This window comes from Orrella sp. JC864 (assembly GCF_037026685.1).
Lineage (GTDB): Bacteria > Pseudomonadota > Gammaproteobacteria > Burkholderiales > Burkholderiaceae_B > Orrella.
The window spans coordinates 194,493-214,893 of the sequence record NZ_JBANET010000002.1; the positions used below are offsets into that span (position 1 = coordinate 194,493).

The 20,401-nt window shown below is 71.1% G+C and carries 19 protein-coding genes; 12 read left to right on the forward strand and 7 right to left on the reverse strand.

The genetic code is table 11. The annotated features are described in order from the left end of the window. Positions 1 to 86: 86 nt before the first annotated feature. The 5 genes from lysS to V8Z80_RS02690 form a co-directional block, all read right to left on the reverse strand. The gene (gene lysS / locus V8Z80_RS02670; protein ID WP_336060904.1) at positions 87 to 1,610 is read right to left on the reverse strand and encodes a lysine--tRNA ligase; all 1,524 of its coding nucleotides are present in this window, start codon (positions 1,608 to 1,610) and stop codon (positions 87 to 89) included. Positions 1,611 to 1,638: 28 nt separating this feature from the next. Beyond that, complete coding sequence (locus V8Z80_RS02675; RefSeq protein WP_336060905.1) at positions 1,639 to 2,394, reverse strand: SDR family NAD(P)-dependent oxidoreductase; 756 nt, start codon at positions 2,392 to 2,394, stop codon at positions 1,639 to 1,641. 84 nt (positions 2,395 to 2,478) lie between these two features. Then, a protein-coding gene (gene prfB, locus V8Z80_RS02680; RefSeq protein WP_336060906.1) for a peptide chain release factor 2 occupies positions 2,479 to 3,583 on the reverse strand; the annotation gives its coding sequence in 2 pieces (ribosomal slippage) (positions 2,479 to 3,501 and positions 3,503 to 3,583; 1,104 coding nt in all). Positions 3,584 to 3,646: 63 nt separating this feature from the next. Next, complete coding sequence (gene recJ / locus V8Z80_RS02685) at positions 3,647 to 5,353, reverse strand: single-stranded-DNA-specific exonuclease RecJ (protein ID WP_336060907.1); 1,707 nt, start codon at positions 5,351 to 5,353, stop codon at positions 3,647 to 3,649. Then, positions 5,335 to 6,315, reverse strand: a complete 981-nt coding sequence (locus V8Z80_RS02690) for a hypothetical protein (RefSeq protein ID WP_336060908.1) — start codon at positions 6,313 to 6,315, stop codon at positions 5,335 to 5,337. Before V8Z80_RS02690 ends, recJ begins: the two co-directional genes overlap by 19 nt. 103 nt (positions 6,316 to 6,418) lie before the next feature. On the opposite strand from V8Z80_RS02690, the gene V8Z80_RS02695 reads away from it, so the two are divergent. The 11 genes from V8Z80_RS02695 (at position 6,419) to V8Z80_RS02745 (ending at position 18,392) form a co-directional block, all read left to right on the forward strand. Then, positions 6,419 to 7,816 carry a lipoprotein-releasing ABC transporter permease subunit gene (locus V8Z80_RS02695; protein WP_442951924.1) on the forward strand — a complete coding sequence of 466 codons (1,398 nt, stop codon included), beginning with the start codon at positions 6,419 to 6,421 and terminating at the stop codon, positions 7,814 to 7,816. A 10-nt stretch (positions 7,817 to 7,826) separates the two neighbouring features. Continuing rightward, a complete protein-coding gene (locus V8Z80_RS02700; protein WP_336060909.1) occupies positions 7,827 to 8,540 on the forward strand; it encodes an ABC transporter ATP-binding protein in 714 nt (237 codons plus the stop codon). A 123-nt stretch (positions 8,541 to 8,663) separates the two neighbouring features. Beyond that, on the forward strand, positions 8,664 to 9,476 hold the full coding sequence (locus tag V8Z80_RS02705) for a TatD family hydrolase (protein WP_155193477.1): 813 nt from the start codon (positions 8,664 to 8,666) through the stop codon (positions 9,474 to 9,476). Between the two features lie 102 nt (positions 9,477 to 9,578). Beyond that, positions 9,579 to 12,041 carry a DNA internalization-related competence protein ComEC/Rec2 gene (locus tag V8Z80_RS02710; RefSeq protein ID WP_336060910.1) on the forward strand — a complete coding sequence of 821 codons (2,463 nt, stop codon included), beginning with the start codon at positions 9,579 to 9,581 and terminating at the stop codon, positions 12,039 to 12,041. 64 nt (positions 12,042 to 12,105) lie between these two features. Next, entirely contained in the window at positions 12,106 to 13,035 is a 930-nt protein-coding gene (locus V8Z80_RS02715) for an alpha/beta fold hydrolase (RefSeq protein WP_155193474.1), read from the forward strand. Between the two features lie 52 nt (positions 13,036 to 13,087). Then, positions 13,088 to 14,422, forward strand: a complete 1,335-nt coding sequence (locus V8Z80_RS02720) for a D-serine ammonia-lyase (RefSeq protein ID WP_336060911.1) — start codon at positions 13,088 to 13,090, stop codon at positions 14,420 to 14,422. A 34-nt stretch (positions 14,423 to 14,456) separates the two neighbouring features. After that, positions 14,457 to 15,305: a 3',5'-nucleoside bisphosphate phosphatase gene (locus tag V8Z80_RS02725; protein WP_336060912.1), complete on the forward strand. Its 849-nt coding sequence runs from the start codon at positions 14,457 to 14,459 to the stop codon at positions 15,303 to 15,305. A gap of 55 nt (positions 15,306 to 15,360) precedes the next feature. After that, positions 15,361 to 15,924: a transcription elongation factor GreB gene (greB, locus tag V8Z80_RS02730; protein WP_155193468.1), complete on the forward strand. Its 564-nt coding sequence runs from the start codon at positions 15,361 to 15,363 to the stop codon at positions 15,922 to 15,924. A 179-nt stretch (positions 15,925 to 16,103) separates the two neighbouring features. Beyond that, complete coding sequence (locus V8Z80_RS02735; RefSeq protein ID WP_155193466.1) at positions 16,104 to 16,502, forward strand: carboxymuconolactone decarboxylase family protein; 399 nt, start codon at positions 16,104 to 16,106, stop codon at positions 16,500 to 16,502. A 16-nt stretch (positions 16,503 to 16,518) separates the two neighbouring features. Beyond that, positions 16,519 to 17,382, forward strand: a complete 864-nt coding sequence (locus tag V8Z80_RS02740) for an NAD(P)-dependent oxidoreductase (RefSeq protein WP_155193464.1) — start codon at positions 16,519 to 16,521, stop codon at positions 17,380 to 17,382. 41 nt (positions 17,383 to 17,423) lie between these two features. Next, entirely contained in the window at positions 17,424 to 18,392 is a 969-nt protein-coding gene (locus V8Z80_RS02745; protein WP_336060914.1) for a tripartite tricarboxylate transporter substrate-binding protein, read from the forward strand. Here V8Z80_RS02745 and V8Z80_RS02750 read toward each other — a convergent pair. Continuing rightward, positions 18,361 to 18,762 (reverse strand): serine hydrolase, encoded by a 402-nt coding sequence (locus tag V8Z80_RS02750; RefSeq protein WP_336060915.1) that lies wholly within the window; start codon positions 18,760 to 18,762, stop codon positions 18,361 to 18,363. The genes V8Z80_RS02745 and V8Z80_RS02750 overlap by 32 nt on opposite strands. Positions 18,763 to 18,888: 126 nt before the next feature. On the opposite strand from V8Z80_RS02750, the gene V8Z80_RS02755 reads away from it, so the two are divergent. Further along, entirely contained in the window at positions 18,889 to 19,581 is a 693-nt protein-coding gene (locus tag V8Z80_RS02755; protein ID WP_336060916.1) for a TetR/AcrR family transcriptional regulator, read from the forward strand. Between the two features lie 25 nt (positions 19,582 to 19,606). Here the strand turns inward: V8Z80_RS02755 and V8Z80_RS02760 are convergent, their stop codons facing one another. Next, the gene (locus V8Z80_RS02760; protein ID WP_336060917.1) at positions 19,607 to 20,347 is read right to left on the reverse strand and encodes an SDR family NAD(P)-dependent oxidoreductase; all 741 of its coding nucleotides are present in this window, start codon (positions 20,345 to 20,347) and stop codon (positions 19,607 to 19,609) included. Positions 20,348 to 20,401 lie beyond the last annotated feature (54 nt).

Genomic DNA, 20,401 nt, shown 5'->3' on the forward strand with positions numbered 1-20,401 from the left:
CGCGTGTGCGGCATTCCGCCCTCAGGGATTACCCGCGCAGTGCCGGCTGCGCGGGGTGGCCGGCGCCATGCCGCCAGGCCGGGGGCTCAGTCCTCGCGCCGCAGGTGCGGGAACAGGATCACGTCGCGGATGCTGGCGCTGTCGGTCAGCAGCATGACCAGGCGGTCGATGCCGATGCCGCAGCCGCCGGTGGGCGGCATGCCGTACTCCAGCGCACGGATGTAGTCGGCGTCGTAGTACATGGCTTCCTCGTCGCCGGCATCCTTGGCCTGCACCTGGGCGCGGAAACGTTCGGCCTGGTCTTGCGGATCGTTCAGCTCGGAGAAGCCGTTGGCGATCTCGCGGCCGGTGATGAACAGCTCGAAGCGCTCGGTGATGCCGGGCTGGGTGTCCGAGGCGCGGGCCAGCGGCGAGACCTCGAGCGGATAGTCGATGATGAAGGTGGGCTTCCAGAGCTGCGCTTCGGCGGTTTCCTCGAACAGCGCCAGCTGCAGGGCGCCCAGGCCGGCGCGCTTGAGCACCGGGCCTTCGACATCGGCGCCCAGGCGCTTGAGCTCGCCGCGCAGGAAGGCCTCGTCCTGGAGCTGCGCCGGCGCATAGGCCGGCGCGTACTTGAGGATGGCCTCGGTGATCGTGAGCCGGTCGAAAGGCGAGGCCAGGTCCAGCGCCTTGCCCTGGTAGGCCAGCTGCGCCGTGCCGGCCGCGGCGATGGCCGCCTTGCGGATCAGCGACTCGGTGAAGTCCATCAGCCAGCGGTAGTCCGCATAGGCCGCATAGAACTCCATCATGGTGAATTCGGGGTTGTGGCGCGGGCTGACGCCTTCGTTGCGGAAGTTGCGGTTGATCTCGAACACGCGCTCGAAGCCGCCCACGACCAGGCGCTTCAGATACAGCTCGGGCGCGATGCGCAGGAACATCTGCATGTCTAGCGCATTGTGGTGGGTGACGAAGGGCTTGGCCGCCGCGCCGCCCGGGATGGGATGCAGCATGGGCGTCTCGACCTCGAGAAAGCCGGCCTCCAGCATCTGCTGGCGGATGCCGCCGATGGCCTTGCTGCGCGCCTCGAAGGTGCGGCGCGTGTCCTCGGTCATGATGAGATCGACGTAGCGCTGCCGGTAGCGCAGCTCCTGGTCGGCCACGCCGTGGAACTTGTCCGGCAGCGGGCGCAGCGACTTGGCCAGCAGGCGCGCGCTGGCGGCGTGCACGGACAACTCGCCCTTGTTGGTCTTGAAGACGGTGCCCTCGACCGCGATGATGTCGCCGATGTCCCATTGCTTGAAGGCGGCATAGGGCTCCTCGCCCAGCGTGCCGCGCTCCAGGTAGATCTGGATCCGGCCGCTGCCGTCCTGCAGCGTGGCGAAGCTGGCCTTGCCCATCACGCGCTTGAGCATCATGCGCCCGGCGACCTTGACCGTCACCGGCTCGGCCGCCAGCGCCTCTTGCGCCTGCCCGCCGTAGCGCGCATGCAGCTCGGCCGCGTGCGCATCGGGCGTGAAGTCGTTGGGATAGGCCACGCCGGCTTCGCGCAGCTTGGCCAGTTTGGCGCGCCGCTCGGCGATCAGGCGGTTCTCGTCCTGGACAGGAGTCGGGGCGGGCGTCGGGTCGGTCATGATGTCGTGAACAAGGGAGAAGAAGAGGTCAATCGTAGTTGCGGATGTCGTCGATCTCGGCCTGGCCGAAGTCGTCGCGGCGCAGGTAGGCCGCGATGCGCGCGGCCACCTGGGCCGGCGCGCTGAGCTGGCCGCGCGCGTGCAGCTCGGCAAAGCGCGGCTGCACCGGCACGCGCGCCGGGTCGCTGTTGCGGATGCTGGCCTGCATGTCGGTGTCGACCACGCCCGGCGCCAGCGAGACGGCGCGCACGCCGTTGGCGCGCTGTTCGGCGTTCAGCACGCGGGTATACATGTCCAGCGCGGCCTTGGTAGCGCAATACACGCCCCATGAGGGCTGCGGATTGCGGCCCGCGCCGGAGGAAATGTTGAGGATGCGGCGGTTCCTGGCGCGGCCTTCGGTCGTGGCCAGAAAGCGCGCCGTCAGCAGGATCACCGCCGTGACGTTCAGGTTGAAGGCCGAGGCGATGGCCGGCCCGTCGGTCAGCTGCGGCGCCAGGGCCAGCGGCTGCACCATGCCGGCATTGTTGATCAAAGCGTAGCTGGACGCCGATTCGGGCAAGGCGGCGGCCACTTTCTCGGCGCCCACCACGGCCTTGAGCGGATCGGACAGGTCCGCCGCGATCTGCAGCAGCTGCGCGCCGCGCTCGCGCGCCAGCTTTTGCAGCGACTCGTTGGGCTTGCGCGAGACGGTCACCAGCAGCGTGTCGGCCGCGAGCAAAGCCTCGGCCAGCGCCGCGCCCAGTCCGCGCGATGCGCCCGTCAATACGATTACCTTGTCGGTCATGCTGTCCTCCGGAAGGGTCGTGATGCTCGTGTCCGGGCAGCCCGCGCAGGCGCGCCGCAGGGCGCGCGCCGCGGCGCGGCCGCTTCAGACGCCCTGTTTCAGGCTGGCCTGGATGAAGGCATCCAGGTCGCCGTCCAGCACCTTCTGGGTGTTGGAGATTTCGACGTTGGTGCGCAAGTCCTTGATGCGGCTCTGGTCCAGCACGTAGGAGCGGATCTGGTGGCCCCAGCCCACGTCGGTCTTGGCATCCTCGAGCTTTTGCTGCTCGGCCATGCGATTGCGCATTTCCAGCTCGTAGAGCTTGGACTTGAGCATCTGCATGGCCTCGGCGCGGTTGCGATGCTGCGAGCGGTCGTTCTGGCACTGCACCACGATGCCGGTGGGGATGTGCGTCAGGCGCACCGCCGAGTCGGTCTTGTTGATGTGCTGCCCGCCCGCGCCGCTGGCACGGTAGGTGTCCACGCGCAGGTCGGCGGGGTTGACCTCCACTTCGAAGGATTCGTCCACTTCGGGGTAGACGAAGACGCTGGCAAAGGAGGTGTGGCGCCCGCCCGAGGAGTCGAAGGGGCTCTTGCGCACCAGGCGGTGCACGCCGGTCTCGGTGCGCAGGAAGCCGAAGGCGTATTCGCCCTCCAGCTTGATGGTGGCGGACTTGATGCCGGCCACTTCGCCCTCGGATTCTTCCAGCACTTCGGCCTTGAAGCCCTTGCGCTCGGCGTACTTGAGGTACTGGCGCAGCAGCATGGAGGCCCAGTCCTGGGCCTCGGTGCCGCCGGCGCCGGCCTGGATGTCCACGAAGCAGTTCAGCGGGTCGGCCGGGTTGGAGAACATGCGGCGGAACTCCAGCGCCTCGAGCTTTTCCTGGAAGCCGTCGGCATCCTGCTCGATCGACAGCAGGGTGGCGTCGTCGCCGTCGGCCGAGGCCAGTTCGAACAGCTCCTGGGCGTCGGCGATGCCCGAGCCCAGCGCCTTGAGGGTCTGGACCACGTCCTCCAGGCTTTTTTTCTCGCGGCCCAGGTCCTGCGCGTGCTTGGGGTCGTTCCAGACGGCCGGGTCTTCGAGCTCGGCGTTTACGACCTGCAGGCGTTCGGTCTTGGCATCGTAGTCAAAGATACCTCCGCAGTTGCAGTTCGCGCTCGGCGTAGTCGCTCAAGCGGGCGGCGATCTGGTTCTGGCGTTCGGCTTCCATGAAAAAATCCTGTCTTTGCTTGTTTCGGGTCAACTGCGTAGTTTAGCGCGGGCAGGGCGCGCCTTACGCCGGCTGGGCGTGCTCGACCACCAGCTGGACCGACACGCGGCCGTTCCATTCGTTCTGGTCCAGCCGGTACGCCACCTGCAAGGATTCCGGCACGCCCTCGGCGCGACCGAACCAGATGGCGTCAAAGCGCTGGTGGCCGCGCTCGAGCGAGAGCTTCAGGTGTTTTTCGCCCACCAGGCGCTGGCCGCGGACGTAGAACTCGTCCAGGAACACCGGCGCGGCAAAGCCCGAGCCCCAGACCTGCTGCTGCAGCATGGCCGCCATCTCGACGTTGGCATAACCGGATTCGAGCGAGCCGTCGGTCTCGAGCACGGGCTCGAAGGTGCTGCGGCCGGTGAGCTCGCGCACCGCCGCCTCGAAGGCCGGCTCGAAGGCGGGCAGGTCGTGGCGGCCCAGCGTCAGGCCGGCCGCCATGGCATGGCCGCCGAACTTGCGGATCAGGCCGGGGTGGCGCTTGGACACGAGATCCAGGGCGTCGCGCAGGTGCACGTCGGGGATGGAGCGGCCCGAGCCGCGCAGCTCGTCCTCGCCGGCCGGGGCGAAGGCCAGCGTGGGCCGCCAGAATTTCTCCTTCAGCCGCGAGGCCACCAGCCCCACCACGCCCTGGTGCCAGCTCTGGTCGAAGACGCAGACCGTGGCGCCGTCCCTGCCGGCGGCCTGTTCCATGCTGGCCAGGGCCTGCTCGCGCATCACGGTCTCGATGCTGCGGCGCTCGCGGTTGATGGTGTCCAGCTCGCGCGCCATCGCCAGGGCCTGGGCCTCGTCGTCGGTGGTCAGGCAGGCGATGCCCAGGCTCATATCGGCCAGGCGCCCGGCCGCGTTCACGCGCGGGCCCAGCGCAAAGCCCAGGTCGAAGCCGCTGGCCGCGCGCGGCTCGCGGCCGGCCACGGCGAACAGGGCGCGGATGCCCGGCTGCATGCGGCCGGCGCGGATGCGGGCCAGGCCCTGGCTGACCAGCAGGCGGTTGTTGGCGTCGAGCTTGACCACGTCGGCCACGGTGCCCAGCGCCACCAGGTCGGCCAGCGCGTCCAGGCGCGGGCCGCCGTCGGGCGGGTAGACCCCGCGCCGGCGCAGTTCGGCGCGCAGGGCCAGCATCTGGTAGAAGATCACGCCCACCCCGGCCAGGTTCTTGGACGGAAAGCCGCAGCCCGGCTGGTTCGGATTGACGATGGCCAGCGCGCGCGGCAGGCGGTCGCCAGGCAGGTGGTGGTCGGTGACGATGACGTCGATGCCGGCCTGGGCGGCGGCCTGCACGCCCTCGACGCTGGCGATGCCGTTGTCCACGGTCACGATCAGGTCCGGCTTGCCGCTGGGGTGGCGGCAGGCCAGCTCCACCACGGCCGGGGACAGGCCATAGCCCGTCTCGAAGCGGTTGGGCACCAGGTAGTCGACCGTGGCGCCCATGGCGCGCAGGCCGCGCAGGGCCACGGCGCAGGCCGTGGCGCCATCGCAGTCGTAGTCGGCCACGATCAGCATGCGCTTGCCCGCGGCGATGGCATCGGCCAGCAGGCCGGCGGCGTGCTCGACCTGGGTCAGGCCCGAGGGCGGCAGCATGGCGTTCCAGCCGCTGAGCACATGGGCCGGATCGGTCAGGCCGCGGGCGACCCACAGGCGGGCCAGGAGGGGGTGTACGCCCGCAGCCGCCAGCCGGGCGCAAGCCTGGGCGTCGGCGGGGCGGACGGTCAATCGGGGAGAGACCACCAGCGATTCCAATTCTGTTTGCGTCGCGGCAGCCAGCGCAGCAGCGCCGGGCCATGCACGGGGGTGAGTTGCACGATGCGGCCGGCCCCGGACAGCACCAGCGGCTGGTCCGGGCCGGGGGGATGCTGGCCGCGCAGCGCGGCCTCGACCTGCGCCAGCGCGTCGAGCCAGGCGGCCCAGTCGCCGGCGCGGTGCGGCGCCTCCAGTTGCGCCAGCACCGGATCGTGCAGCGGCGCGAGCGGCCACGGCCGTGCGCCGCCGTAGAGCCACAGGCCGTTGACGGGCAGTTCGCCGCGCGCCTCGCGCGCCTGGTTGACCGGGTGTTCGTGCCAGGCCATCTGCACTGCGTTGAGCAGGCGCCGCCACGGGCGCATGGCGGCGTCCTGCGGCCACCAGTCGTGCACCGCGTCGGCGGCCACGGCGGCCGGGCTGGCGCTGGGCGGGGCCATGCCCTCGGGCAGGGCCATGCGCCAGCGCCCAGGCGCCAGCGGCTCGGCCCGGAACGGCGAATCGTCCAGCCAGGGCCGGGCGGCCTCGAACAAGGCCTGGTCTTCCTGGGGCGACAGGCGCATGGCGCAGGGATCGGCCAGGCGGGCACGGTCGGTGCCGATGGCCAGGTGAACCAGGTCAGCCAGCCAGACGGGCGCGTCGGCGTGCCCCTGGCCGGCGGCCCCTGCGCCGGCCTGCGGCGGGGCGGCCGCGGGGGAAGGGGGCCGGGCCTGCGCGCGCAAGGGGCCCAGGCCCGCGCCCAGACGCTGGCCGGCTTGCGGGGCAAAGCCTGCGCGCTCGAGTTGCCAGGCCTCGGCCGGCGTGCAGCCCAGCGCATGCGGATCCATGGCGCGCGTCTGGGCGCGGTAGCGCTCGAAGCAGTCGAGCAGGGTGGGGGCCAGGTCCGGCAGGCGCTTGGCCAGCTCGGGGGCGACCGGGGCAGGGGGCAGGGCTCCCGGGATGAATATAGGCATGGGGGCGATTGTAGTGCGGCCCGGGCCGGGCCTGTCGCACGCCGTTGCAAGCGGGGTGGGATCGGGCCGCAATGGCGGCCCGACTTGATGCCATAATGCGCCGGTGCTGAAAATACCTTTCGAATTCTGGATCGGGGCCCGCTACTCGGACCTCTCGCGCATCCTGCAGCTGCTGCTGCGCTGCACCGGCCTGGCCTGGCTGCTGCGCACGGCCGCCCGCGGCATTCCGGCCTTGCGCCGCTCCGGCCTGTCCGACTGGCTCGAGAGCATGCACGCGGCCCAGCTGGCCCGGCGCCAGCGCGACGGCTTCGTCTCCTTCATCGCGGTCAGTTCCATGGCCGGCATCGCCCTGGGCGTGGCGGCGCTGATCGTGGTGCTTTCGGTCATGAACGGTTTTCAGAAGGACGTGCGCGACCGCATGCTGTCGGTGCTGCCGCACATCGAGCTGTACGTGCCGGGCGCCGCGCCCGAGCACATCCTGGCGCAATGGCAGGCCCTGGGCGAGGCGGCCCGGCAGAATCCCTCGGTGCGGGCCGCCGCGCCCTTTGTCGCGGCCCAGGGCATGATCGTGCGCGGCCAGGCCCTGCGCGGCGTGCAGGTGCGCGGCATCGACCCGGCCACCGAAGGCGCCGTGTCGGACGTCACGCACCAAGTCCGCGCCGGCTCGCTCGATGCGCTCAAGCCCGGCAGCTTCAACGTGGCGCTGGGGCAGGACCTGGCCGCCGCGCTGGGCGTGTCGGTGGGCGATACCGTGATGCTGCTGGCGCCGCAGGGCACCGTCAGCCCGGCCGGCTTCGCGCCGCGCATGCGCCAGTTCACCGTGGGCGGGATCTTCTCCTCGGGCCATTACGAATACGACTCCAGCCTGGCTTTCGTGGACGCCCAGGACGCGGCCCGGGTGTTTCGCGACACCGGCACGGCGGGGGTAAGGCTGCGCGTGGCGGACATGCAGCGCGCGCCGCAGGTGGCGCGCGAGCTGGCCGGCGTGCTGCCCAACTACGTGATGGCGCGCGACTGGTCGCTGAACAACCAGACCTGGTTCGCCGCCGTGCAGACCGAAAAGCGCATGATGTTCCTGATCCTGGCGCTGATCGTGGCGGTGGCCGCCTTCAACCTGCTGTCTTCGCTGGTGATGGCGGTCAAGGACAAGCAGTCGGATATCGCCATCCTGCGCACCTACGGCGCCACGCCGGCCGAGGTGGCCCGCATCTTCCTGGTGCAGGGCGCCACCATCGGCGTGGTCGGCACCTTGCTGGGCGTGGGCGGGGGCATGGCCATCGCCTACAACATCGAAACCATCATTCCGGCCATCGAGCGCCTGCTGGGCATCAACTTCATCCCGCGCGAGATCTATTTCATCAGTTCCCTGCCCTCGGACCCGCGCCAGGGCGATATCGTCACCATCGGCGTGACCTCGCTGGCGCTGTCGCTGCTGGCTACCCTGTACCCGAGCTGGCGCGCCTCGCGCCTGGAACCGGCGCGCGTGCTGCGCTACGACTGAAGGCCGCTCCATGATCAAGAAGACCCGCGAGCCCGATCTTGCCGGCGTGCCCGGCGGCCCCGTGCTGCAGGCCTTGGGCGTACACAAGGTCTACGACGAGGGACCGGCCCGCGTGCGCGTCCTGGAGGACGTCAGCCTGGCGGTGCAGGCCGGCGAGATGCTGGCCATCGTCGGCGCATCGGGCTCGGGCAAGAGCACGCTGCTGCACGTGCTGGGATTGCTGGACCAGCCTACCTCGGGCTCGGTGCGGGTGGCCGGCGTCGAGGCGGCTGCCCTGTCCGAGTCGCAGAAAAGCGTGCTGCGCAACCGCAAGCTGGGCTTTGTCTACCAGTTCCATCACCTGCTGTCGGAGTTCACCGCGCTGGACAACGTGGCCATGCCGCTGATCGTGCGGCGCATGCCGCGCAGCCAGGCGCGCGAGCGCGCCCGCGAGGCCCTGGCCAAGGTAGGCCTGGCCGCCCGCGCGCTGCACGCGCCCGGCCAGCTCTCCGGCGGCGAGCGCCAGCGCGTGGCGCTGGCCCGCGCGCTGGTGGGCGAGCCGGCCTGCGTGCTCGCCGACGAGCCCACCGGCAACCTGGACCGCCACACCGCCCAGGGCATGTTCGACCTGCTGGTGCAGGTCAACCAGGAACTGGGCACGGCGTTCGTCATCGTGACCCATGACCTGGATCTGGCCGGACGGGCGGGCAGGAGGTTGACGATGGCCGACGGCAAGCTGGGCTGACGGCCTGGGGCGGGCTCCTGGGCCCCGCCCCTGAAATCTCCGGCCCCGCAAGATCTCTCCCCCAAGCCGGCGGGGCAGAAGGACGCAAGAACGGCCAGGCCCCGCCAATGCTATGGTGCCCGCATGCTCATCGACACCCACTGCCACCTGGACGCCGCCGAGTTCGACCCCGACCGCATGCAGGTGGTCCAAGCGGCCCGGCAGGCCGGCGTGGCCGCCATCGTGATTCCGGCCATCGCGGCCTGGAACTTCGATACCGTGCGCGAATTGGCGCACGCAGTCCCCGGCGGGGCCTATGCCCTGGGCATACATCCGCTGTTCGTGGCGCAGTCGCGCGACGAGGACTTGGAGACGCTGCGCCGCGCGATCCAGGCCAGCCTGGCCGACCCGCGCTTCGTGGCCATCGGCGAGATCGGGCTGGATTTTTTCGTGAAGGAGGTGGCCAGCGGTCCGGCGCGCGAGCGGCAGATCGCGTTCTATCAGGCCCAGCTGCGGATGGCCCAGGATTTCGGCCTGCCGGTGCTGCTGCACGTGCGCCGCTCGCAGGACATCCTGCTCAAGCACTTGCGCCGCATGCGCGTGCCCGGCGGTATCGCGCATGCCTTCAACGGCAGCGCGCAGCAGGCGCAGGCTTTCATCGACCACGGGTTCGCGCTGGGTATCGGCGGGGCCATGACCTTCGAGCGCGCCTTGCAGATACGCCGTCATGCCAGCGGTTTCGGCCTGGAGCACCTGGTGCTGGAGACCGACGCGCCGGACATTGCGCCAGCCTGGCTGCACGAGCCGCACCGGCGTAATACGCCGGGCCAGGTTGCCGGGGTGGCGCAGGCCCTGGCCGCCTTGCGGCAAGTGCCGCTCGAGACGGTGATCGCCGGCACGGGCGCCACCGCACGGCGCGTGCTGCCGCGCCTGGCCGGCGCGATCCGGGAGATGTGACCGGGCTGTCCATGCGTAGGTTTGCGCGGGATGGGCCGATCCGGCCTGCGCACCCGCGGGCCCCTGACTGGCCTAGCCTGTCCGCTATTTGGAGCGGATTTCATGGGATTGCGCCTTGCCCTGGCGGGCTTCGTGGCGGGCTGCGCCCTGGTGCAGACCCTGGGCCGGCTGCCCGCGCCTGGACCTTGGCTGGCGTTTGCCGCGGGGCTTGCCGGCGTGTGCTGCGGCGTCCGCGCGCGGGAGTTGCGCGGCGCGGCCTTGCTGGGCATGGGCGTGTCCCTGGGCCTGGCCTGGGCGGCGTGGCAGGCCCAGGCGCGCCTGGCCGATGCCTTGCCCGAGGACGACGCGGGCCGGGTCAGCCGCGTGCTCGTGCAGGTGGCCAGCCTGCCCCAGGGCGATGACTACGAAAGCCGCTTCCAGGCGCGGGTGCTGCATGCCCGGCCCGCCGGCGTGCCGGCGCGCATCCAGGTGAGCTGGTTCGCGCCCGGCGCGGCGCGCCTGCCGCAAGGCCGCGCCCCTGGCGCGGCCGGCGCACCGCTGCCGCGCATCGTGCCCGGACAGGTCTGGCAGATGTCGCTGGTCATGCGCCGGCCCGCCGGCCTGCGCAATCCCTCGGGTTTCGACTACGAGGCATGGGTGTTCCAGCGCGGCGTGCGCGCGCTGGGCACGGTGCGCGGCCAGCCGGTGCTGCGCGCCGATGCGCCGCTGGAATCGGCCGCCGTGGCCATCGAGCGCCTGCGCTGGCATCTGCGCGAATCGATGCGGCAGGCGCTGGGCGATGCACGCTACGGACCGGTGCTGATCGCGCTGGCCCTGGGCGACCAGGCCGGCGTGGCGCAGGCCGATTGGACCACCTTCAACCTGACCGGCATCACCCACCTGGTGTCGATCAGCGGCACGCATGTGACGCTGGTCTCGGCCTTCTGCGGCCTGCTCGCGCTGGGGGCATGGAAGCGCCTGCATTGGCGCGGGCGGGCCCCGGCGCAGCACGTTCCCGCGCAGGTGGCCGGCGCCTGCGCGGCCCTGCTGGCGGCCGGCGCCTATTGCCTGGTCGCCGGCTGGGGCATCCCGGCGCGGCGCACTTTCTTCATGCTGGCCGTGGTGGCGCTGGCGGCAATCGGGCGCGTGCCCATGACGCCCTGGCGCGTGCTGCCGGCGGCGGCGGCGCTGGTTTGCCTGCTCGACCCCTGGTCGCCCCTGGCGCCAGGATTCTGGCTGTCCTTCGGCGCGGTCGCCGTGTTGATGCAGGCCGGCGCACGCGCGGCCAGCGAGCCGGCCGCGCCGAGCCGGGCCGGCCGGCTGGCGCAGCGGCTGCGCGCGGCCGCGCGGCTGCAATGGCTCATCACGCTGGCGCTCACGCCGGTGCTGGCCTACCTGTTCCAGCAGGTGCCGCTGGTGTCGCCGCTGGCCAATGCCATGGCCATACCCGTGGTGGGCATGCTGGTCACGCCGCTGGCCTTGCTGGCGGCGCTGCTGCTGCCGCTGCCCGGGCTGGCCGTGCCGGGCGCCTGGGCCGCCTGGGCCGGCGAGCGCCTGTTCGCCGGGATGATGGTGCCGCTCCAATGGCTGGCGGACCTGGACTGGGCGAGCGTGCCGGTGGCCGCCGCGCCGTGGCCCTATCTGGCCCTGGCCTTGGCCGGCATCGCCTGGGCCTTGCGCGAGCCGGGCTGGCCCGCGCGGCCATTGGGCTGGGTGCTGGCCTTGCCCGTGCTGCTGTGGAGCCCGGCGCGCCCGGCGCCGGGAGAATGGCGCATCACGGCCGTGGACGTGGGGCAAGGCGCCGGCGTGCTGGTCGAGACGGCCACGCATGTCCTGCTGTACGACGCGGGGGTACGCTACGGCGTGGACAGCGACGCGGCGCAGCGCGCCATCGTGCCTTTGCTGCGGGCCCGCGGCATCGGCGCGCTGGACGTGCTGGCCGTCTCGCACGCCGACATGGACCATGCGGGCGGCGTGCGCAGCGTGCTGCAGGCCCTGCCGGTGCGCGCCCTGCACAGCTCCTTCGACGTGGGGGCCTATCTGCGGCGCGAGACCCGCCTGGGCCAGGCGCGGGATGCGCCCCCGCGCCTGCCGCCGGTCCAGCGCGAATGCCTGGCGGGCATGTCCTGGACGGTGGACGGCGTGGTGTTTTCCTACCTGCATCCGGCCGAACCGGCGGCGCAGCGGCGCGACCCGGACCGCAATGCCCAGAGCTGCGTGCTGCACGTGCAGGGGCGGCACCATTCGGCGCTGCTGACCGGCGACATTCCGGTGCGCCAGGAGGAGGCGCTGGTGGCGCGCGGGCTGGGCAAGGTCGATTGGGTGCTGGCCGCGCATCATGGGGCGGCGACTTCCTCGGGCGCGCGGCTGGTGCAGGCGGTGCAGGCCGCGCATGTCGTGGCCCAGGCCGGCGCGGGCAATCGTTTCGGGCATCCGGCCCGCGCGGTCGAGCTGCGCTGGCAGCGCGCCGGCGCGGTGTTCTGGCGCACCGACCGGCATGGCGCGGTGACCGCGCACTCGCGCGCCGGGGGGTTGGCCGTCAGCGCCGAGCGCCTGGCCAGGCCGCGCTACTGGCAGGGCCGCTAGGGCCGGTTGACAGGCCCTGGGGCCGATACAATCGCCGCAATAGCCCGAGCAAGGAAAGCCAGCGATGTCCGAACCCCGCCTGCACAGCGTCACCTGCGCCAGCCCTGCCGGCCTGCATCGCATGGCCTATTGGGAGTGGGGCGAGCCGGACAACGACCGCGTGCTGCTGTGCGTGCATGGGCTGACCCGCACGGGCCGGGATTTCGACGCCCTGGCGCGCCGCATGGCGCCGCATTTCCGTGTGGTGTGCCCGGACGTGGCGGGGCGGGGCCGTTCCGACCGGCTGCGCGAGCCCGCCTTCTATGCCGTGCCGCAATACGTGGCCGATATGGTGACGCTGCTGGCGCGCCTGAACCCGCGCCAGCTGGCCTGGGTGGGCACGTCCATGGGCGGGCTGGTCGGCATGGCGCTGGGCGGCTCGGCCGCGCTGGCGCGGCGCGATCCGCGGCCGGCGCCGCATCGCCCGGGCCCGGCGCTGGACGATGCGGGGCTGCGCGTGGACCGCATGGTCATCAACGACGTGGGGCCGAAGATGGAACTGGCGGCGCTGGGCCGCATCGGCCTGTACGTCGGCCAGCCCCTGGCGTTCGACAGCTTCGAGCAGGCGGTGGCCCATACGCGCGAGGTCTCGGCCGGGTTCGGGCCGCACACCGAGGCCCAATGGCGCGAACTGGCCGCCCACACCTATGTATCCGACGGGAGGCGCTGGCACAAGCACTACGACCTGGCGCTGGCGCGTCCCTTCGCCTTGCCCGACCCGGCCGGCGCCGTGGCCGGCGAGCTGCTGCTGTGGCGCTGCTACGAGGCGCTGGACTGCCCGGTGCTGCTGGTGCGCGGCGCCGAGTCCGACCTGCTGTCGGCGGCCACCGCCCGCCAGATGCTGGCCCGCAACCGGCGCGCGCGCCTGCTCGAGTTCGCCGGCGTGGGGCATGCGCCCACCTTCATGCAGGAAGACCAGCTGCAGGCCGTGAGCGCATTCCTGCTCGAACCTTAGCCGGCGCCGCCGGCCGCGCCTTGGCGCGCCAGAACCCATCCCCGGAGCCATCATGAACCTAGCCAGCGGCATTCCCGCCGGACTCCTGCAAACCTTGCAAAGCCGCCAGCCCACGCTGTGGTGCAATCCCGCCTACGAGACGCTGCCTTTCCCGGCCTTGCCGCCCGATGCCGGCTCGCCGGCCCAGGCCCAGGCGCGGCTGGCGCGCCACGCGCCCGTGCTGGGCCGCCTGTTCGCCGAGCTGGCCCAGGCGGGCGGCCGGATCGCCTCGCCCTTGCTGCCGGTGCCGCGCCTGCGCGAGGCCTTGCTGCCGGACGGCGCCGATGCGGGCGCGTGGTTCGTCAAGGCGGACCACGCCTTGCCGGTGGCCGGTTCGGTCAAGGCGCGGGGGGGCTTTCACGAGGTGCTGTGCCTGGCCGAGCGCCTGCTGCAAGAGGCCGCCGGCCCCGGCGGGCGCCTGCCGGCGCTGGACGAAGAGGCTGCCCGCACGCTGTTCGCCCGGCACACGGTGGCGGTGGGCAGCACCGGCAACCTGGGGTTGTCGATCGGCTTGATCGCGCGCGCCCTGGGTTTTCGCGCGGTGGTGCACATGTCGGCCGATGCCAAGCAATGGAAGAAGGACCGGCTGCGCGCCCGCGGCATCGAGGTCGTCGAGCATGGCGGCGATTATGCGCGCGCGGTGCAGGCCGGCCGCGAGCAGGCCCGCCGCGATCCCCATGGCTATTTCGTCGACGACGAGCATTCGGCGGCGCTGTTCATGGGCTATGCCGCCAGCGCCGGCGAGCTGGCCGCCCAGCTGGCCCAGGCCGGCAGGCCGGTCGATGCGGAGCATCCGCTGTTCGTCTATGTGCCCTGCGGCGTGGGCGGCGCGCCGGGCGGCATCACCTACGGCTTGAAGCAGCATTTCGGCGCACACGTGCATTGCTTCTTTGCCGAGCCGGCGGCCTCGCCATGCATGCTGGTGCAGCTGGCCAGCGGCGGCGACGCGCCGCTGTCGGTCTACGACATCGGCCTGGACAACCGCACCGAGGCCGACGGCCTGGCCGTGGGCCTGGCCTCGCCGCTGGTGGCGCCGCTGATGCGCGCGCTGGCGGCCGGCATCTTCACGGTGGCGGACGAGCGCCTGTTCGTGGACGCCGTGCGCCTGCACGACGCCCACGGCGTGCTGGTCGAACCGTCGGCGGCCGCCGGCTTCGGCGGGCCGGGCTGGCTGCTGCGCAGCCAGGCGGGTCGGGCCTTCGTGGCCGGACGGGGCCTGGAGCCGGCCCTGCCGCGCGCCACGCACGTGCTGTGGAGCACCGGCGGCTCGCTCGTGCCCGCGCCCGAGCACGAGCGCTTCCAGGCGCGCGGGCGGGCCTTGCTGCAGGCCGGCGCCGACGCGCAGTGACGCGCCGCCGCGCCGAAGGCCTACAATCGGGAGCATGCAAGATACCCGCGGCCTGATCTTCGACCTGCATTGCCACTCCACGGTGTCCGACGGCCTGCTCGCGCCCGAGGACGTGGCCGCGCGCGCCTGCGCCAACGGCGTGGACGTCTGGGCCCTGACCGACCATGACGAGGTGGGCGGCATCAAGCGCGCCGCCCGCGCCGCGCGCGAACTGGGCATGCGTTTTGTCAGCGGGGTGGAAATCTCCGTGACCTGGGCCAACCAGACGGTGCACATCGTCGGCCTGGGCCTGGACGAGGACGAGCCGCAGCTGGTGCAGGGCCTGGCCCAGACCCGCGCCGGGCGGGTGCGCCGGGCCCGGGAAATGGGCGAGCGCCTGGCTGCCATGGGCATGCCGGGGGCCTACGAGGGCGCCTTGCCCCTGGCGGGCAATCCCGACCTGATCAGCCGCACGCATTTCGCGCGCTACCTGGTGCTAGCCGGCTACGCGCCCGACGTGCAGACCGTTTTTAACAAGTACCTGGGCGATGATTGCGAGGGCCACGTGCCGGTGCGCTGGGCGTCGCTGGGCGATGCGCTGGGCTGGATCCACGGCGCCGGGGGGCGCGCCGTCATCGCCCATCCGGGCCGCTACAAGTACACGCCGGTGCAGTTCGCCGGGCTGTACGAAGAGTTCCGGCAGCGCGGCGGCGAGGGTATCGAGGTGGTCACCGGCAGCCACCGGCCCGAGCAGTACCGCGAATACGCCGGCGTGGCCCGGCACTACGGTTTCCTGGCCTCCTGCGGCTCGGATTTCCACGGCCCGCGCGAAAGCCGCCACGACCTGGGCAGCCTGCCGCCCTTGCCCGAAGGCCTCAAGCCGGTCTGGCACGACTGGTTCTAGGCACTGCCGCGCCGCCAGGCACGGCGGGCGAGCCCTTTCCCTACTCGATCACGACATGAACAAAGCATTTGTCAAGGAATCCGACCGCGAGGACGACGAGGACCTGCCCGAAGGGCTGGCCTTGCCGGCCGGCACGCGCAACTACATCACGCCCCAGGGCTACGAGCGCCTGCGCAGCGAGCTGGCGCACCTGATGAACGAGGAGCGGCCCAACGTGGTGCAGATCGTCTCGTGGGCCGCCTCCAATGGCGACCGCTCGGAAAACGGCGACTACCTGTACGGCAAGAAGCGCCTGCGCGAAATCGACCGGCGCATGCGCTTTCTGACCAAGCGCCTGGATATCGCCGAGGTGGTGGACGCCAGCCTGCAGCCCAACCGCGACCAGGTGTTCTTCGGCGCGACCGTGACCTACCTGGACCGCGCCGGCCAGGAGCACACCGTCACCATCGTGGGCGTGGACGAGGCCGAGCCCCTGGCCGGCAAGATCAGCTGGATATCTCCCGTGGCGCGCGCCCTGATCAAGGCCCGCGAGGGCGATACCGTGACCCTGCGCACGCCGGCCGGCATCGACGAGCTGGAAATCGTGCAGGTCAGCTACCCGGAGCCCGCCTCCGGCTGAGACGGCGCGCTCAAAGGCTCGCCCGCGGAACCCAGGAAGGGGGCCGCACGCCTGCGCGTGCGGCCCTTTTTTCGTCATACAACATGACGGGTAGACAATCAATACACGTATTCCATCAATATTATTGTCTGACAATAATACTAAAATGGGGCTGTTTCTTCTGCCTACGGAGTTCCCCGATGACACGCGAGTACGCCCCCAAGAATCCCCAGCTTTTCGAACAGGGCCTGGCCACGCGCCGGGAAGTGCTGGGCGGCGAGTATGTCGATGCCTCGATCAAGAACGCCACCGACTTCAACATCGACATGCAGGAGCTGGTCACGCAGTACTGCTGGGGCGACGTCTGGAACCGCCCGGGCCTGGACCGCAAGACCCGCTCGTTCCTGAACCTGGCCATGATCACCGCCCTGAACCGCCCCCACGAACTGAAGCTGCACGTGCGCGGCGCGCTGAACAACGGCCTGACCAAGGACGAGATCAAGGAAGTGTTCCTGCAGGCGGCCATTTATTGCGGCGTGCCGGCAGGCATCGATTCCTTCCGCGTGGCGGCCGAAGTCTTCAAGGAAATGGACGCCTGAGGCCAAGGAGCTTGCGATGAAGCGCATAGGAATGATCGGCCTGGGAATGATGGGCAATCCCATGGCGCACCTGCTGCACGAAGCCGGCTATGCCCTGGTCGTCAAGGACGCCAGCGCGCAGGCCGAGCAGGCGTTTCTGGCCGCGCACGCGGGGGCGCAGGCCGCGGCCGCCGAGCAGGCCTTCGCCGAGTGCGAGGCGGTGGTGACGATGCTGCCCAATTCGGACATCGTCGATGCCGTGGCGCAGTCGCTGATGCCGCAACTGCGGCGCGGCGCCTGCCTGATCGAGATGAGTTCGGCCGACCCGAACCGCACGCGCGCGCTGGCCGGCCGGCTGGCCGAGCGGGGCATCGACCTGATCGATGCGCCGGTCTCGGGCGGGGTCAAGAAGGCCCGTTCGGGCCAGCTGGCCATCATGGTCGGCGGCGATGCCGCGGTATTCGCCCGGCACCGCCCCCTGCTGGAGCGGCTGGGCACCTCGATCACGCACGTCGGGCCGGTCGGCGCCGGCCATGCCTTGAAGGCCTTGAACAACTACGTGTCCGCCGCCGCCATGATCGCGACCGCCGAGGCGATCCAGGCCGGCCAGGCCTTCGGCATCGACGCGGCCACCGTGGTGGACGTGATCAACGCCTCGACCGGCAGGAACAACACCACGGAGAACAAGGCGCATCAGTTCATGCTCAACGGCGCCTTCAATTCCGGCTTCTCGCTGGCGCTGCAGGCCAAGGACGTGGGCATTGCCGCCGCGCTCGGACCCAGCCTGGGCCTGCCCATGCACCTGGCGCAGAAGGTCGGGGCGATGACGGCCCAGGCCTCGGCCGAACTGGGCCCGGCCGCCGACCACACCGAACTCTACCGGTACGTCGGCAAGCCCTAGCCGCGGCGCGTTCCCACCATACCTACTACAAGGAGACACAGATGCGCATTTCCCTCAAGGCCTTCATGGCCGGCGTACTGGCGATGGCCTCGGCCGCCGCCTTCGCCTTTCCCACCCGGCCCGTGACCCTGGTCGTGCCTTATGCGCCGGGCGGCTCGACCGACGTGCTGGCGCGCGTGCTGGCCGAGGTGCTGGCCCAGGACCTGGGCCAGCCCGTGGTCGTGGAAAACGCCGCCGGCGCCGGCGGCACCATAGGCACCAGCAAGGTGGTGCGCTCGCCCAAGGACGGCCATACCGTGCTGCTGCACAACATGGCCGTGGCGACCGCGCCGGCCCTGTACAGCAACCTGACCTTCGATCCGGCCCGCGACCTGGAGCCGGTGGCCATGGCCGGTGACGTGCCCATGATCCTGGTGCGCAACAAGGACTTTCCGCCCTCCACGGTGCAGGAACTGATCCAGGCCATGAAGGACAAGCCCGGCCAGGTCAATTTTTCGCATGCGGGCATCGGCGCCACCTCGCACCTGTGCGCCATGCTGTTCACGCAGAGCACCGGCACCACGGCCACCATGGTGCCGTACCGCGGCACGGGCCCGGCCCTGCAGGACCTGATCGCGGGCAACGTGGACCTGATCTGCGATCAGCCCGTGGCCACCGGCCCGCACATCAAGGCAGGCGCCTTGCGGCCTTATGCCGTGGCCACGCGCGAGCGGCTGGACATCCTGCCCGAGGTGCCGACTTTTGCGCAGGCTGGCCTGCAGGGGTTCGAGCTGGCTGTCTGGCACGGGCTGTACGTGCCGCAAGGCACGCCGGCCGAGGCGGTCGAGCGCCTGAACCGGGCGGTGCGCGCGGCCTTCGGCAATGCGGCGCTGGTGCAGCGCCTGGGGGAAATGGGCGTGGTCGTGCCGCAAGGCGAGCGCCTGTCGGCGCAGTTCCTGCGCCAGCACACCCAGGCCGAGATCGCGCGCTGGAAGCCGATCATCGAGCAGGCGGGCGTGAAGGCCGAATGAGCGGGTGCAGGCCGGATGCGCGGCTGGCCGCCGGGTCGGACAGCGCAAAGCCGCCCTGGATCGAGGCCCAGGCGCCCAGCGTGCCGGTAAAGACCTTGCTGATCGAGCCGATTTCGAAGAGCGTGCCGTCGTCCACGGGCCGGCCGTCCAGCTTCGAGGCCAGGCCGTAGTTCAGCACGTGGGCCTGGCCATCGATGCTGACCGCCACCGCCATGCCGGGGATATCGTGCGCGGCCATGAGCGGGCGCACGACGCTGTCCACGGCGGCGCGCACGGCTTGCGGCGTGGCGCCGGCACAGGCCCCGGCGGCGGCGCAGAGCATGGCTGCGGCAAGGCCGGATCGCAAGGCGAGGGTCTTAAGGGCGGCCATGTTTTCAAGCGCCTGCGGGAGTTGGGGGTACACAAGCCGGGCCGGGTGCTGCCGGTCCGCCTGCACGACGCCTGTATTTTATATATCGATCGACATAAAATAATCGGCATGCAGAACGAGGCGCCGATGGGTTCACCGCGCAAAGCCGGCCAGGCATCGCCGGCCAAGGAGACCGCGGCTCGCCGCAGCCGGGGAAGGCCCCGTGCGTTCGACCGCCAGGCCGCGCTGTCGCAGGCCATGCGGCTGTTCTGGTGCAAGGGCTATGAAGCGACTTCCATCGCCGATCTCACCGAGGCGATGGGGATAGGCTCGCCCAGCCTGTATGCCGCCTTCGGCTCCAAGGAGGCGCTTTATGCGGAGGCCCTGGCGCATTACCGCGAAACCTACGAGCAGCTTGTGTGGGCCGGTTTTTTTTCGGCCGGTACCGCCCGCGACGCGGTCCGGGCCCTGCTCATGGATTCGGCCGCGGCCCTGACCGGCTGCCTTGCGGACATTCCGCGCGGCTGCATGGTGACGCTGGCCGCGGTAGGCGACCAGGATCACCCGGGACTGGGCGAGCAGGTGCGCGCGGCGCGGGCAGTGACGCTGGAGCGCCTGAAGGCGCGCCTGGGCGAGGCCGTGGCTGCTGGCGAGCTGGCGCCCCAGACCGATGTCCATGCCCTGGCCCGCTTCGTGCAGGCCCTGCAGAACGGCATGTCCATCCTGGCCCGGGACGGGGCGGGGCGGGCCGAGCTGCAGGCCGTGGCCGAACTGGCGATGCTGCGCTGGGATGCCCGCGCCGGCGGGCGGGGCCGACGGCCTGCCGCGGCGCGGGCGTGAAAGCCTGGCGGCGGCCAGGCCGGGGTCAGGTATTCAAGCCCCCGTCCACCGTGAGGATGGCGCCAGTGATCTGCCGCGCCGCGGGGCTGGCCAGGAAGACGACCGCCGCGGCCACGTCCTGCGGTTCGCCATAGCGGCCAAGCGGCATCAGGGCGCGCTGCAAGTCGGCGAACTCGCCCTGGGCGGGGTTCATATCCGTGTTGGTCGAACCGGGCTGGACCAGGTTCACGGTGATGCCGCGCGGCCCGAGCTCGCGGGCCAGGCCTCGCGTGAGCGACTGCAGCGCCGATTTGGTCGCGGCATACATCGTGGCGCCTTCCCCGACGATACGTTCGGCCAGGACCGAGCCGATGTGGATGATGCGCCCGCCTTCCTTCAGGTGCGCGATCGCGGCCTGCGAGGCGAGCACCGGCGAGCGCACGTTGACGGCCAGCAGCGCATCGATGTCGGCCACGCCGATGTCGGCGATCGCGCCATAGCGCGCGATACCGGCGTTGTTCACCAGTATGTCCAGGCCGCCCAGGCGCTGGGCGGCCTGCTCGACCGAATCCCTGGCCGCCGCCGGATCGGCGCCGTCGGCCTGGATGGCCAAGCCCTGGCGGCCTTTGTCCTGGATCGCGCGCACGACCTCGGCGGCACGGTCGGCCGAGCGTTCGTAGGTAATGGCCACATCCGCGCCCCGGTCGGCGAGCGCCACCGCGATTGCGGCGCCGATGCCGCGCGATGCGCCCGTCACAAGGGCGCGCTTTCCCTGCAGTTCATTCACGATGATTCCTTTTTTGTATCGAACGACACAGAAATGGTAGGGAAGGGAGACGCG

Bases quoted from the DNA above. Each gene is read 5' to 3' on its own strand.
- V8Z80_RS02750 (WP_336060915.1), bottom strand. From the start codon at position 18,762: ATGGCCGCCCTTAAGACCCTCGCCTTGCGATCCGGCCTTGCCGCAGCC.
- V8Z80_RS02690 (WP_336060908.1), bottom strand. From the start codon at position 6,315: ATGCCTATATTCATCCCGGGAGCCCTGCCCCCTGCCCCGGTCGCCCCC.
- V8Z80_RS02710 (WP_336060910.1), top strand. From the start codon at position 9,579: ATGGGATTGCGCCTTGCCCTGGCGGGCTTCGTGGCGGGCTGCGCCCTG.
- V8Z80_RS02705 (WP_155193477.1), top strand. From the start codon at position 8,664: ATGCTCATCGACACCCACTGCCACCTGGACGCCGCCGAGTTCGACCCC.
- V8Z80_RS02715 (WP_155193474.1), top strand. From the start codon at position 12,106: ATGTCCGAACCCCGCCTGCACAGCGTCACCTGCGCCAGCCCTGCCGGC.
- V8Z80_RS02745 (WP_336060914.1), top strand. From the start codon at position 17,424: ATGCGCATTTCCCTCAAGGCCTTCATGGCCGGCGTACTGGCGATGGCC.
- greB (WP_155193468.1), top strand. From the start codon at position 15,361: ATGAACAAAGCATTTGTCAAGGAATCCGACCGCGAGGACGACGAGGAC.
- lysS (WP_336060904.1), bottom strand. From the start codon at position 1,610: ATGACCGACCCGACGCCCGCCCCGACTCCTGTCCAGGACGAGAACCGC.
- V8Z80_RS02725 (WP_336060912.1), top strand. From the start codon at position 14,457: ATGCAAGATACCCGCGGCCTGATCTTCGACCTGCATTGCCACTCCACG.
- V8Z80_RS02675 (WP_336060905.1), bottom strand. From the start codon at position 2,394: ATGACCGACAAGGTAATCGTATTGACGGGCGCATCGCGCGGACTGGGC.
- V8Z80_RS02735 (WP_155193466.1), top strand. From the start codon at position 16,104: ATGACACGCGAGTACGCCCCCAAGAATCCCCAGCTTTTCGAACAGGGC.
- V8Z80_RS02740 (WP_155193464.1), top strand. From the start codon at position 16,519: ATGAAGCGCATAGGAATGATCGGCCTGGGAATGATGGGCAATCCCATG.
- V8Z80_RS02720 (WP_336060911.1), top strand. From the start codon at position 13,088: ATGAACCTAGCCAGCGGCATTCCCGCCGGACTCCTGCAAACCTTGCAA.
- V8Z80_RS02755 (WP_336060916.1), top strand. From the start codon at position 18,889: ATGGGTTCACCGCGCAAAGCCGGCCAGGCATCGCCGGCCAAGGAGACC.
- V8Z80_RS02700 (WP_336060909.1), top strand. From the start codon at position 7,827: ATGATCAAGAAGACCCGCGAGCCCGATCTTGCCGGCGTGCCCGGCGGC.